Annotated in this window: 13 protein-coding genes; 2 read left to right on the plus strand and 11 right to left on the minus strand. The window is 61.8% G+C overall.

Annotated features, from left to right (window positions below; all coding sequences use genetic code 11):
* Positions 1-44: 44 nt before the first annotated feature.
* From recG to KBY75_RS04345, 10 genes are all read right to left on the minus strand, one after another.
* Positions 45-2,555, minus strand: coding sequence for an ATP-dependent DNA helicase RecG (recG, locus tag KBY75_RS04300; RefSeq protein ID WP_255023082.1), 2,511 nt, complete (start codon positions 2,553-2,555; stop codon positions 45-47).
* The gene (locus KBY75_RS04305; RefSeq protein WP_255023083.1) at positions 2,504-3,643 is read right to left on the minus strand and encodes a hypothetical protein; all 1,140 of its coding nucleotides are present in this window, start codon (positions 3,641-3,643) and stop codon (positions 2,504-2,506) included. The genes recG and KBY75_RS04305 overlap by 52 nt, the downstream gene beginning before the upstream one ends.
* Positions 3,644-3,654: 11 nt before the next feature.
* Positions 3,655-4,314: a translation elongation factor Ts gene (gene tsf, locus KBY75_RS04310; RefSeq protein ID WP_255023084.1), complete on the minus strand. Its 660-nt coding sequence runs from the start codon at positions 4,312-4,314 to the stop codon at positions 3,655-3,657.
* A 53-nt stretch (positions 4,315-4,367) separates the two neighbouring features.
* Entirely contained in the window at positions 4,368-5,081 is a 714-nt protein-coding gene (gene rpsB, locus KBY75_RS04315) for a 30S ribosomal protein S2 (protein WP_254936813.1), read from the minus strand.
* A gap of 142 nt (positions 5,082-5,223) precedes the next feature.
* Positions 5,224-6,177: a glycosyltransferase family 2 protein gene (locus KBY75_RS04320; protein WP_255023085.1), complete on the minus strand. Its 954-nt coding sequence runs from the start codon at positions 6,175-6,177 to the stop codon at positions 5,224-5,226.
* 76 nt (positions 6,178-6,253) lie between these two features.
* Entirely contained in the window at positions 6,254-6,409 is a 156-nt protein-coding gene (locus KBY75_RS04325) for a hypothetical protein (RefSeq protein ID WP_011129965.1), read from the minus strand.
* A gap of 35 nt (positions 6,410-6,444) precedes the next feature.
* The gene (locus tag KBY75_RS04330; RefSeq protein ID WP_254936815.1) at positions 6,445-7,137 is read right to left on the minus strand and encodes a DevA family ABC transporter ATP-binding protein; all 693 of its coding nucleotides are present in this window, start codon (positions 7,135-7,137) and stop codon (positions 6,445-6,447) included.
* Positions 7,137-8,309 (minus strand): ABC transporter permease DevC, encoded by a 1,173-nt coding sequence (devC, locus tag KBY75_RS04335; RefSeq protein WP_254936816.1) that lies wholly within the window; start codon positions 8,307-8,309, stop codon positions 7,137-7,139. Before devC ends, KBY75_RS04330 begins: the two co-directional genes overlap by 1 nt.
* Positions 8,309-9,244, minus strand: a complete 936-nt coding sequence (locus tag KBY75_RS04340; RefSeq protein WP_255023086.1) for an HlyD family efflux transporter periplasmic adaptor subunit — start codon at positions 9,242-9,244, stop codon at positions 8,309-8,311. Before KBY75_RS04340 ends, devC begins: the two co-directional genes overlap by 1 nt.
* Complete coding sequence (locus tag KBY75_RS04345) at positions 9,241-10,020, minus strand: phycocyanobilin:ferredoxin oxidoreductase (RefSeq protein ID WP_396096898.1); 780 nt, start codon at positions 10,018-10,020, stop codon at positions 9,241-9,243. Before KBY75_RS04345 ends, KBY75_RS04340 begins: the two co-directional genes overlap by 4 nt.
* Positions 10,021-10,069: 49 nt before the next feature.
* Between KBY75_RS04345 and KBY75_RS04350 the strand changes: the two genes are divergently transcribed.
* Complete coding sequence (locus KBY75_RS04350; RefSeq protein ID WP_255023087.1) at positions 10,070-11,338, plus strand: pitrilysin family protein; 1,269 nt, start codon at positions 10,070-10,072, stop codon at positions 11,336-11,338.
* Positions 11,335-12,633 carry a pitrilysin family protein gene (locus KBY75_RS04355; protein ID WP_255023088.1) on the plus strand — a complete coding sequence of 433 codons (1,299 nt, stop codon included), beginning with the start codon at positions 11,335-11,337 and terminating at the stop codon, positions 12,631-12,633. The genes KBY75_RS04350 and KBY75_RS04355 overlap by 4 nt, the downstream gene beginning before the upstream one ends.
* Before the next feature lie 21 nt (positions 12,634-12,654).
* Here KBY75_RS04355 and KBY75_RS04360 read toward each other — a convergent pair whose 3' ends face one another.
* Positions 12,655-12,879, minus strand: a complete 225-nt coding sequence (locus KBY75_RS04360; protein ID WP_315859051.1) for an NAD(P)H dehydrogenase assembly family protein — start codon at positions 12,877-12,879, stop codon at positions 12,655-12,657.
* Positions 12,880-12,905: the final 26 nt, after the last annotated feature.

A 12,905-nucleotide genomic window follows, 5' to 3' on the forward strand; every position in this document is an offset into this window, starting at 1 on the left:
ACGCCACCTGATGTTGGGGCGTTTTCGTGCTTAGTTAAGCCGGGTTAGTTAAGCCGGGCCGCTTGATCCATCTGGCGGCGACGCTGCTCGTCTAAAGCATGGGCAAGGCCCTGATGCTGCTTTAATTCAGGATCAGCAGCTGTGATCATGCGGGCGACGTCGCGGGCTTCTTCGAGCACAGTGCCATCCTCGGTGAGACTCGCTAAGGCCAAATCCGGCAGGCCGCTCTGACGTGTACCCAGCACCTGGCCTGGCCCCCGCAGGCGCAGATCCATTTCGGCTATTTCAAAGCCATCGCTGGTGCGCACCAGTACCTCCAAGCGCTGGCGGGCCAGCACGTTGTTGCTGTCGTTGATCAATAGGCAGTAGGAGGCGGCAGCTCCCCGCCCCACTCGACCCCGCAGCTGGTGCAACTGGGCAAGGCCGAAGCGTTCTGCATGCTCAATCACCATCACGCTGGCCTCAGGCACATCAACGCCCACCTCCACCACGGTGGTGCTTACAAGCACCTGGGTTTGCCCACTGGCGAAGGCGCTGATGGCAGCTTGCTTTTCAGCGCTGCTTAACCGGCCATGCAATAGCCCCACCGCTAAATCCGGAAACTCCTCCTCACTTAGCTGGCGATGCACCTCCACAGCCGAGCGCAGCTCGAGCTTCTCCGACTCCTCCACCAGCGGCAGCACCACATAGGCCCGCTGGCCAAGGGCCACCTGCTCGCGGATCAGCTCATAGCTCAGCTGGCGCTGACTGCCTTTGATCATGCTGGTGCGGATTGGCTGGCGTCCTGGAGGTAATTCGTCGATCTGGCTGACATCCAGATCGCCATGAAGAGACAGAGCCAGAGTGCGAGGAATTGGCGTAGCCGTCATCGTCAGCAGGTGGGGCTGCAGCCCTTTGGCCAGTAAGCGATTGCGCTGGCGCACCCCGAAGCGGTGCTGTTCATCAACTACAACCAACCCCAGCCGATCGAACTGCACTGGGTCCTCCAGCAGAGCGTGGGTGCCCACCAGCAGTTGCAGCTGACCGTTGACTAGATCCTGCAGCAGCTGCCGCCGTCGCGGGGCTGGGGTGGAGCCAGTGAGAAGAGCTGAGGTGACGTGTAGCTGGGGCAGCCACTCCGCCAGCTTGCGGTAGTGCTGTTCGGCCAGCACCTCGGTAGGTGCCATCAGGGCCCCTTGGCAGCCAGCCTCGATCGCAGTGAGTAGGGACGCCAGGGCAACCACGGTTTTGCCGCTGCCCACATCCCCTTGCACCAAGCGGGCCATGGGCTGGGGGCGGGCCAGATCGGCGCGGATCTCAGCCAGCACCCTTTGCTGGGCACCGGTAAGACCAAAGGGCAAGATGGACAAAAATTGCTGCACTAGGCCCTCGCCCCCCGGTGGCAAGGCCAGGGGTGGGGCTGGTCTCTGGCTCAGTTGGCGGCGCCGTTGGGCAAGGCCCAACTGCAGCAGCAAAAACTCATCAAACACCAGGCGGCGGCGGCTTGCCTGCAGCTGCTCCTGGCTGCTGGGCCCATGGATCTGGGTAAGCGCTTCAGAGCGGCCCATCAGCTTCTGGCTGCGACGCAGGGCCTCAGGCAGGGGATCGGGCCAGCTACTCACCAAGGGAATCACGGCTTCGACCACCTGGCGCAGCCGGTCTGCACCCAATCCTTCAGTGAGCCCGTAAACAGGCAGGAGCCTGCCGATCGTTTCGGAGCGCACCGGTGCCTGGGGCGACTCCAACACCTCCATCAACGGATCCTGAAACGCCGGCCCATAGGGGGTTTCCTTGACCAGACCACTGACCGCAACAGTGGCTCCAACTGGAAACAGGCGTTGCTGGGATTGCAGCCAACCGGGACTGGAAAAGCGCTGCCCGGCATAAAAGCGACTCACCTTGATTCGGCCTGTGCAATCGACTAGGTGAAGTTCGAGAATCGAAAGGTTGGGATTGCGCGGGCTAGCAAAGGCATGGCTGCGGCGCACCGTCGCCACAATCGTGGCGGTGGTTCCTGGGTTGAGCCCGTTGATCCGCACGAGATTGGCGTAGTCGAGATAGTCACGCGGGTAGTAGTGCACTAGGTCGCGCACTAGCAGCAAACCGAGCTGGGCTAAGCGGCTGGCGGTCTTGGGGCCAACCCCGCGAACTTCCGCGAGGGGCGTATCGGCGTTGAGGTTGGCGGAATTGGACGCCTTGCCGGCGACTGTTGAGTTTGATACCAGCCGCAGCCGGGGTGGTGCCACCGCCAGCACTGGCTGCTGGGCCTGGCGCAGGGCATGCAGCCTTTCCCTAGCCGTTCGCACCAGGCTCTGGCGCCTGGCTAGCTGCAACTCGCCATAGGCCTGAAAACCAGCTGAAAGATCAAGTAAGCGCAGCAGGGGTTCGGCAGGCAGATTCGGCGGCCGCAGCTGCAATTGCTGCACCACAAAGCTGCTGAAGCAGGTTTGACGGCCCTTTAGGTCGATAAATCCCCGGTCGGCTTCCACCTGCAGGGCCTGCTGCAGAGCCCGCAGCCAGGCTTCTAGTCCGGGCAGCTCGGAAGGCTCTGGGCTGGGTTGATGTCCTGCAGCCACAGCTGTTCCGCCTCTAACGCCTGAACCCGCCGCCTGAGACGGCGATAGTGCTGAGACATTCTGCGCACCTCCTGGCGGTGCTGCTGGATCCGAGTACGACAGGTGTGCAATTTGGGCAGGGAATGCTCCAGGTCAGCAGGCCGGAGCAGCACCGCTATGGCTACAAGGCGACCGGCTGATGGCTCCGGGCCGAAGGGCAGGGGCAAGCGCAGCAGATTCGCTGGAGCTTCCAGGCTCTCCAACTGTGCTGTAAGGGCAGCATCAAGCAGGCTGACTGGCAACAGGGTTGTCGTTATCCCCAGCCGCATTAGCTCAACGTTGAGAGCATGGGAGAGATTGCGTAGGCGGCGGCTGAGAGCCTGCTCAAAGCCGCCGATCCAGGCGAGCAGCATCGCAGGGTCTGAAGGTAAGCGCCCCCCGTCCCATGGTGTTGGAGTCCGGTTGGACGGCTCCACCAACCAATCGCTGAAGGCTTCAGCCATGGCCCGCATCGTCACCTCACGGTCTTGCTGTCCATCTGCCTCTTCCTGCTGCTCGTCGGCTGCCTCGATCTCCTCCCCTGGGTTATTGCGATCGGGCTCCGCCAGCTCAACCGCGGACCGGAGGGTGAAGCTGGAGTGGTTGAGGAAGTCAGCTCCAACGGGCAGGGCCATTCCAAGGTTGATTGATCCCCGTGCTGGAGTCTCCTCAGGTTGCTCGAGCTGCTCTGATTGCTCTGATTCAGAGTCATCCCCTCCCAGGGCCGCCAGCAGCCTGCTGCGCTGGCGGCTGCGTTGTCTGTTGTGTTCGCTTGCTATCTGAGCGGCTAGGTGGGCGGTCTGCTCAACTGTGAGCAAGCTGCTAGCCCGCTGCACCAGGTTGCGGATGCGCCGATGCAGCGCCAGGCGCTGGCTGACATCAAGTTCGCAGTAGCGATCAGGATGCACTTGGGTCGCAACATGAAAACAGGCCTGTTGAACATTGTTCAGCAGGCCGTCTCTAAGCACCTGGAGATATAGGGCCAGGTGGCGATAAAGCTGGGGGTTGGAGGCCACCAGCTGGGATTCCAGATCCTCAAGCTGCTGATGGGCAGCCTCCAATGGGGTCACTGGCTTGCTGATCAGGCCGTTTGGCTCATGGCTGCCACTTCGGCAGCGAAATCAGCTTTCTCCACTTCAATGCCCTCACCAAGGGTGAAGCGGGTGAAGCGACGCACCTGGATGTTTTCGCCCACCTTGCCGGCCACCTGCTTCACCATCTCCGCCACGGTGACAGCGCTGTCTTTGATGAAAGGCTGATCAAGCAGGGCCAGTTCCTTGAGGCGCTTGCCAATTCGACCCTCAACGATTTTGACCTTCATCTGCTCGGGTTTGCCCTCGAGATCATCACGACCCATCTCGATGGACTTTTCGCGCTCTGAAACCTCAGCAGGAATCTGATCGATACTTACGTATTCCACACCAGGACAGGCAGCGATCTGCATGGCCACATTGCGCAGCAATTCCTGGAAAACGTCGCCACGGGCTACGAAGTCGGTTTCGCAGTTGACCTCAACCAGCACGCCCACACGAGCGCCGGTGTGGATGTAGCTGCCCACTGCACCTTCAGCGGCGGTACGTCCAGCCTTTTTCTCAGCGGTCGCAATGCCCTTCTGGCGCAACCATTCGGTGGCTTTGGTGGCATCGCCACCACATTCGGAGAGCGCCTTCTTGCAATCCATCATTCCTGCGCCGGTTTTATCGCGCAGTTCTTTAACCAGCTTTGCCGAAATCTCAGCCATGGGTTGGTATGGGGTACGGGGTACTAATGGTGAAACGATAAGGGGGAAGGGGATCAGCCCTCGTCGTCGCGGCCCTGATCTTGAGCTCCGTGGCGGCCTTCGTTGATGGCATCGGCAAGGCGGCCAAGCACCAGCTGCACGGAACGAACGGCGTCGTCGTTGCAGGGGATCGGCACGTCGCAGAGGTCGGGATCACAGTTGGTGTCGAGCATGGACACCAAGGGAATATCAAGCTTGCGAGCTTCCAGGACAGCGTTTGTTTCACGGCGCTGATCGACCAGCACGACTACGTCGGGCAGGCGGCGCATGTTCTTCAAACCACCGAGATACTTCTGCAGGCGCTCAAGTTCACGGCGCAGCACAGCAGCCTCCTTTTTGGGTCGCATCGCGATGGCGCCCGAACTTTCCATGCGCTCCAGATCCTTGAGCCGATCGATGCGAGCACGCATTGTGGTCCAGTTGGTGAGCATGCCGCCCAGCCAGCGCTGGTTGACGTAGGAGGCGCCGCAACGGGTGGCCTCAATCGCAATTACTTCAGACGCCTGCTTCTTGGTGCCAACAAACAGAAAGCGCTTGCCACTGCGGGCCGCGCTGCGGGTCCACTTGTAGGCGTTGTTCATGCAGACGGCGGTCTGCACCAAATCAATGATGTGAACGCCGTTACGCGCGCAGTAGATGTAGCGCGACATCTTGGGGTTCCAACGGCGCGTTTGGTGCCCAAAGTGGGCACCCGCCTCCATCATCTCGGCAAGAGTTACAACAGCCATAATTTCGGGTTGGGGTTTCGGGTTTGCCTCCACCTGCCAGGGATCCAGAACAACCCATACGACCAGAAGGGCCGACGGGCATTGCTGCTCGGATCACCCGAAACACGCAGGTGTGCGGTGTGATTTGTACTTAGGCACCTTATCAAATAGGGCTAGGGGCTGGACCTGGGCCCTTGAGTGCTTGGGCTTCTGCAAACAGAGCCCGCACTCCCAGGCGGTTGAGAGGCACTCGCAGCAGCTCCATGGCCACACCGGGATGGCCGCTGCGGATCAACCAGGCCAGCAGGGGACGCAGGCTGCGTTCGTTGAGCAGGCCGCCCAGGGTGAGCGCCTCCCAGAGCAGGCGATGCAGCCAAGTGAACTGAATTATCAGCCTCACCCGCCGGGTGGGGTGCTTTTGGTAGAAGACCAGTCCCATTTTTGCTCGCTCCCTCTCCACCCGAATCAAGTCGGGGATCTGATCCAAATTCAGGGCCGGATGCCAGTGATAGCCAACGGCCTCCGGGCAGCGCATCAGGCCAACTCCAAGCCGCCGCAGTCGTTCGCCGAGCTCCAGGTCTTCCCAGCCATACAAACGGAAGCTCGTGTCAAACAGGCCGGCCTGCTCAAGCAGCTGTCGATCAATCGCCACGTTGCCGGTGGCGAAATAGGCAAAGGAATAATCCTGAAGCTTGTGTGGTTCGCTGCAGGGATCCTGGAAATTTGCCGTGTTTATGACGGCCCCATAGGTGAAACAGCGGCGGTTGCCGCGCCGCTGCCACTCGCGCTCTAGGGCTGCAGCGTGGCTGCGCAGAAAGCTGGGGGTGACCACCAAGTCGCTGTCGATGAAAACGACCACGTCGCCACGGGCTGCCTCCACACCCCGATTGCGGCCCTCAGCAGGACCACCGTGCTCCTGCTCGATCAGTCGCAGGTGCGGCAGCTGCACGTTGTGCTGCCGCAGCCAGCTAACGGTGGCATCGGTTGAGCCATCGTCGACCAGCACAACCTCGTAGCCCGTGATCTCTGCTGAGGGATCCTGGTCCTCTAGGGCCAGCAGGCACTTCTGCAGGATCGGCAAGCGGTTGTAGGTGGGGATGACGACGCTGAGGAACATCGGGGTCGCCGCGAGGGTCTAAACAGCAAAAAGGGGATCCCTCCGGATCCCCTCAGCGATGCAAGGGCTGCACTGATCAGTCGGCGGCGCCACCGTTGTTGGCTGTGCCCGTCACACCATTGCCGGCGCCTTCACCGCGACCGTCGTTGCGCAGCTTGCGCTTCTTGAATTTGCGCGCGTAGGAGCGATTGCGCTCTTGCTTTTCCTTCTTGAGATTCCTGCGCTTAGCCATGCGAGCGGCGTGTTGGAGAGATGCGAAGTTCCACCTTACTCAATTGCGAAGGCGCCGTTGCTCAACTGACCGTCCTCCATCTGCACAAGTCGGTCTGCCACATCAAGAATCCGAGGGTCGTGGGTCACCATCAACACACCGCATCCCTGGTCTTTAGCTAGCCCCTTAAGCAGCTCGACCACCTCACGGCCGGTACGGGAATCCAGCGATGCCGTGGGCTCATCGGCCAATAGGAGCTGGGGCCTGGCGGCTAGAGCCCTAGCGATCGAAACCCTTTGCTTCTGCCCACCGGAGAGATCATGGGGCAGCTTGCCGAGATGGTCGCTCAACCCCACGGCCCGCAACCATTCCCGAGATCTATCCCTACGGGCTCGATAACTGAGCCCTTGCAGCAAGTCTGCACCCATCTGTACGTTTTGCTCTGCCGTAAGGCACCTGAGCAGGTTGTGGCCCTGAATGATCATGCCGATCCTGCGGCGCAATTTGAGCCGGGCGGTCCGACTTGCTCCCCTGAGCTCTTCGCCAAACACCTGGACCGAGCCCTCCTGCACCTGGCGCAGAGCTCCAATCAGTGTCAAGAGGGTTGTTTTGCCGCAGCCGGAGGGACCGGTAAGTAGCACCACCTCACCGGGATCAACGCAAAGGCTGATGTCCTGGAGCACCTGGCGGCGATTGACGCCACTGCCAAATGAGTGCCTCAAGCCATCCAGGCGCACCATCGCAGCCATCAGAAAATCTCCGCGGGGTCGGCGTCACCAAGGCGCCGCATCGCCAAGGTTGCCGAGCCCATACACATCACCAAAATCATGATGAACACGGTCAGCGCCCGGGTCAGGTTCATTGATACCGGTAGCTGGGTGGCGTTGCGCACCAGTAGATAGAGACCCTGGCCGGCGGCGTAGGCAGGCAGATAGCCGAACACAGCCAGCAGCATCCCCTCCCTAGCCACCACCCCAAGCAGGGTGGGGAGCCGGTAGCCCATCGCCATCAAGGTGGCATATTCCGGCAGATGATCGCTGACGTCGGAATACAAAATCTGGTAGACGATTACGCAGCCCACCACAAAGCCCATGGCAGCACCAAGGGTGAAGATGAAACCGATCGAGGTGCTGGATCTCCAGTAGTTCTGCTCAAAAGCGATAAAGCCTGCTTTGGTCAGCACGCTGACGTCATCGGGTAAATCCCGCTTCAGCCTCTCGACCACCGCATCGGCATCGGCCCCAGCTCGCAAGCGGATTAGACCCACCTCAATGCTGCCTGGAGGAGTATTTGGCAGTAGCTGGAGATAGGTCTCCTGGCTCGTGAGCAGATTGCCATCAGCGCCAAAGGAGGTGCCGAGCCCCACCAGGCCGGCCACCCTTACTTTTTTGCCATTGATCTCGCTTTCGACGGTGCGTCCGCCGCGAAACCATTCGGCTACAGGCCCAAACTCTGGCCTGGAGAGCTCATCAAACAGCACTCGGCCCCGATCCTGCAAAAGCTTTGCCTTAGGCGCGAGGCTGGGGTCGGTGAACAGGGGATCGGCAGGTTCAAAGCCCAGGGTGAGGATTGAGCGGGTTGCCTTGGTGTCCGGGTTGCGCCAAAGCAGCAAATTCCAGTGAACCGGAGTAATCCCCTGCACATCTGGATCTGCCATGGCCTGCACCAGACGGCGGCGGGGAAAGCCGGCCATGCTCACCGAGCTGCTGGAACGGGGGCTGATTAACACCAGGTCGGTGTCAAAGAGGCGGTGGATAGTGACACTGGCGTCAAACAGGCCGTCCCTAAAGCCCAGCTGCATAAACATCAAAATGCCGGCGAAGGCGATGCCAGCCAGGGCGACAGCCAGGCGCACGGGCTGGCGAGTCAACAGCAGCCAGGCAAGGGGAATGCGGCGGCCCTGCCAGATACGGCCAAGCATCAGGGCTGCCCAGGCGCCCTGTTGGCAGCGAGGCGCGCAATCACCTTTAAGCCAGTGAGATCACGCACTCGCTGGCTATCAGCAGGATCTAGAGCCACCCGCACCTCCACAACCCTGGCATCCGCGTCTCCGGTGGGGTCAGTTGAAAGCACTGAACGCTGCCGCACCTGGGGACTGATCCGAATCACCTCGCCTGTAAGCGTGCCTTGATAACCGCCGTTTTCGCTGATCAAAGAGACGCCCTGGCCAAGGCGCACTCGGTCGATGTCACTTTCGTAAACCTCAACCAAGGCCTGCATGCGGTTGCTGGCGCCGAGCTCAAGTACGCCTGTTTCAGTCGGGCGCTCGCCAACTCGGGCGTGGAGTTTGAGCACGGTGCCAGCAATGGGCGCCCGTAGTTCGGTAAGCAGCAACTCAGCTTTGAGTTTCTCGCGTTCAGCCCATGCTTCGTTGCGATCCCCCTGAAGCTTGAGCAGGTCCGTCTCGCGATTGTCCAGCTCACCGCTGGGTATGGCTCCGGAACGACTCAGTTGGCGGTAGCGACGGACGTCGCGGGTTTGTACAGCCAATCTGGTGTCAAGGTTGCGAAGTCGTGCCTCAATTAGCCGTTGTTGGGCCACCAGGGTGGGCGCTGTGTCAAAACGGGCCAGCAGCTGGCCACTGCTGACGCGGTCGCCTTCCTCCACCAAAAGCTCTGAGATCCTGGGGCTGCCACCGATGCCGCTGATGGGGGCCGCCAGCAAGCGCACATCACCAGCCGGCTCAAGCCGTCCGAGCGCTGCCACCGCTTCCTGATTACGGGGAGTTGCAGCAACCACGGGTGCTTTGACGGCAGGGGTTCGCTGCTGGCGAACCAGGGCGACTGCCAAAACCACCACCAGGACCCCGCCGCCAAGCCACCAAAGCCTGTTAACACCGAGCAAGGCGCGCTTCACGGTGCCGGCGGATCGTCGAACAACAACTCCTCGATGTAACGGTCTGCCCACTCCGGGTTGAAGGCCTTCTCCAGCACCCGGCGAGTCTTGTCGTTTTGTTTCTGTTGCTTGCAATACCGGAGCTGACCCTGCCATCTACCAACCGTAGCTGGGTGCGTTGGTGCCTGAGGCTCACTGGCGGCTATGGCCGAAGCCAGCACATCGAGAAAGCCGCTTACCTCGTCGAGAAACGCGGCCTCCTCAGCGGCGTTCGTGGGTCTCACAAAACGAACGTAGGGCGAAAAAATTGACCCCCACCCCGGCAGCTCCCGTTCCTGTTCAAAGCTGCTGCGGGGCCTGGCAGCAAGAGCCTCGGCGATGCCGGCTGGTAGCTCGCCGCAAACTGGCGAGAGGTCGACGATGGCGGCAGAGACCCCGGCTGGGCCGGCCACGATGTCTGCCCCAAAAACAGGCAGGTCGAAGCGGGGATCTGGGAAGAGTACGCAGTGCAAAATCTGCAATCCCGCGCCAAGGCGAGCGGTTTCCAGGTGCAGCTTGCGCAGTCCTAGGCAGCGACGCAGCTCGTTGCGTATGAACAGAGATTCGCCATCGAGGCTGCCACTGATGGCTTCGAGATCAGCAGAGACCGCAAACGCTTCCAATTCGGGCAGGCCTTGCCAGAACGTACGAATCCGCGCCGCTAGGGCGTCCATCAGGGGGTGAATCGCACCGCTTTCGGCGCCGGAGCCCTCGGGGGAAGCGTCGCGACTCTGAGACGAAGCGGGGGCGGAACTCACGACAGGAGGTGCAGCCAGCAGAATGCAGATCCTGCCACGCATCTGAGCCTTGCCCCTGGCCCCTTCCCAGCCCCTGCTGCCAGGCCTGGCTAATCCCAGCGATCAACTTCTGGCCAACGGCGCCACCGTGGTCAGCCTGTCCTTGCCCGACTCGCCGCTGGTCTGCCTCGATTTTTGGTGCCGGGCAGGCAGCGTTTTTGAATCCGCTGCGGAAAGCGGCATGGCCCATTTTCTTGAACATATGGTGTTCAAGGGCAGTGAGCGGCTGGGGCCTGGTGAATTCGACCTTCGCATCGAGGCGATGGGTGGCAACAGCAATGCCGCAACCGGCTTCGACGACGTTCATTACCACGTTTTGATCCCACCGGAGGCGGCTGCAGACGCCCTCGACCTATTGCTCGATCTGGTGCTGCATCCCCGCCTCGATGTCGCAGCCTTCGACATGGAGAGGCAGGTGGTGCTCGAAGAGCTGGCCCAAAGCGAAGATCAGCCCGATGAAATCGCTCTGCAGCAGCTACTTCGCCTTGGCTGCCCAAAGCACGCCTACGGCCAACCGATCCTGGGCCAGCGCGAGCTGCTGCTCGAGCAGACACCTGATGCCATGGCCGCTTTCCATCGGCGTCTTTATGGTTCCAACCGCTGCGTGCTGGCTATGGGCGGCGCCTTCGAGCTCGAGCCCTTGGCCGAACGCATCGCCGCCAGTGGCCTGGCCCAATTGCCGCTGGTGGAGGAGCCCCGCAGCCGGCAAGCCCTTCTGGTGCAGCCAGGGGAGCACCGGATCGAAGTGCCGCGGCTGGAATCGGCACGCCTACTGATGCTTTGGGGTTTGCCTCCAGCCTCTCAATTGCACGACGTGATGGGTGCAGACCTGCTCACAACCGTGCTGGCAGAGGGGCGCCGCAGCCGCTTAGTGGAGAGGCTGCGCGAGCAACTGCGCATCGTGGAAAGTATCGATCTCGATCTGCACGTAATGGAGTTCGGCAGCTTTGCCCTGCTGGAGGCGATCTGCGAAACGGACGAGCTGACCTCCGTCCGCAAAGCGATTGATGCGGTCTGGTGCGAGCTGGTGCAGGAGGGGATGGCTGAGGCGGAATTGCAGCGGGCCCAGCGTCTTGTGGCAAACGGCTACCGCTTTGGTTTAGAAGCCGCAGGCGGTGTGGCGGGCTTGATCGGCAGTAACCGTCTCTGGGGGCGCCAACACAGGCTGGAACTGCCGCTCGAAGAGATCGGTTGCTGGAGTGCGTCCGAATTGCTGCAGCAGGCCGTTCCCCTGCTTGATCCCAGCCGAGCCTGCGTTCTCGAGGCGGTGCCGGCATGAGCAGCACCCATCCAGCCACGGCCAACTGGCAGCACACCAGCCTTGAGGGCGGCCTACCGCTGATCTGGCAGCGCCGGCCTGGACCGGCGATCGTGGCCTGCCGGCTGTGGATACGGGGAGGCAGCAGTGAGGATCTGCCTGGCCAGCGCGGGGCTGGTCAATTGCTGGCCGGCTTAATGACCCGCGGTTGCGGCAGCTACGGGCCTGAAGCCTTGGCCGACCTGGTGGAGGGTCGCGGGGCTGCCCTGCGCGCTGAAGCCGCCGAAGACTGCCTGGTGATCAGCCTCAAGTGCGCCAGCAGCGACACGAGCGAGCTGCTGCCCCTGTTGCTGACAATGGCCAGGCAGCCCTGGCTCAATCCCGACCAACTCGAGCTCGAGCGGGACCTGAACCTCCAGAGCCTTCAGCGCCAGCGGGAAGATCCGTTCCAGCTAGCCCACGACCAGTTGCGCCACATGCTCTATGGCGATGGGCCCTATGGCCACGATCCCCTTGGTGTAGATGGGGAATTAGCCGCCCTGCACACGGAGCAGATAGGGGCGTTGGTGCCTGATCTAGGCCAGAACGGCGCCCTTTTGGTGGCCTGCGGTGATTTGGATGACGAACTGCCCCAGCTGCTCAATCCCCTGCTTAATCAGTGCCCTTGGAATACGGCCCCGCCAAGCCCCGGTGCCGGCCCCGGCGCAGCCTCCGGGCTGGATCGCTTTGCCTGCTTGGAGCAGGACACTGAGCAATTGGTACTGATGCTGGGTACGGCGACCGTGCCCCTGGGTGATCCGGACGGGCTGGCCCTGAGGCTGCTTCAGGCCCACCTGGGCATGGGCATGTCCAGCCGTCTTTTCGTGACTATGAGGGAGGAGCGCGGCCTGGCCTACGACGTTGGGGTCCACATGCCGGCGCGGCGCGGCGCCACTCCCTTCATCTGGCACCTCTCCACTTCCGCTGAGCGGGCAGAGGAGGCCACCACTGCTCTGCTGGAGGAGTGGCAAAGGGTTCTAGATCAGCCCTTGAGCGCGCCTGAGCTCGCTTTGGCCAAGGCCAAATACCGTGGCCAGGACGCCATGGGGCGCCAGACCTGCGGCCAGATCGCCGATCGTCAGGCGCTGGTGCTGGGTCATGGCCTGGGTTGGAGCTACGTGGAGGACAGCCTGGAGCGGGCCCAGCAACTGGATGCCGGCACCCTGCTGGCGGCAGCTCGCCGCAGGCTTTCGGCTCCCGCCCTCAGCATCTGTGGTCCAGCGCCAGCCCTTGCAGCCGCAGAACAAGCCTGGCAACGCCACGATCTCAGGGCCTGATAGCTAGTGCCCAGTGCCTGATTAAGGCGCGGCAGCTTTTAGTTGGTCGGCTTCCAGCAAAAAGGTGCCGCGACGAAAGCGAACTGCCAGTTGATTGCGCGCCTTAATGGCCAGCACCTGGCCTTGCTCATCGCTGTCCACCAGGTCTGGGGGACGCAACATCGGCATTGGATCAGCTGTTTTTAAATAGTTGGGCCGGCCCTTCAGCTGCACCGCATCGCCCACGGCAAAAGGCAGTGGCTCCAACGACTCGGCTCCTAGGGGCTCGTCCA

It is taken from the genome of Cyanobium sp. T1G-Tous (assembly GCF_024345455.1).
Classification (GTDB): domain Bacteria; phylum Cyanobacteriota; class Cyanobacteriia; order PCC-6307; family Cyanobiaceae; genus Cyanobium_A.

Coding starts and splice junctions, on each gene's coding strand:
- KBY75_RS04355 (WP_255023088.1), top strand. CDS start 11,335: ATGAGCAGCACCCATCCAGCCACGGCCAACTGGCAGCACACCAGCCTT.
- KBY75_RS04330 (WP_254936815.1), bottom strand. CDS start 7,137: ATGGCTGCGATGGTGCGCCTGGATGGCTTGAGGCACTCATTTGGCAGT.
- KBY75_RS04320 (WP_255023085.1), bottom strand. CDS start 6,177: ATGTTCCTCAGCGTCGTCATCCCCACCTACAACCGCTTGCCGATCCTG.
- devC (WP_254936816.1), bottom strand. CDS start 8,309: ATGCTTGGCCGTATCTGGCAGGGCCGCCGCATTCCCCTTGCCTGGCTG.
- tsf (WP_255023084.1), bottom strand. CDS start 4,314: ATGGCTGAGATTTCGGCAAAGCTGGTTAAAGAACTGCGCGATAAAACC.
- rpsB (WP_254936813.1), bottom strand. CDS start 5,081: ATGGCTGTTGTAACTCTTGCCGAGATGATGGAGGCGGGTGCCCACTTT.
- KBY75_RS04325 (WP_011129965.1), bottom strand. CDS start 6,409: ATGGCTAAGCGCAGGAATCTCAAGAAGGAAAAGCAAGAGCGCAATCGC.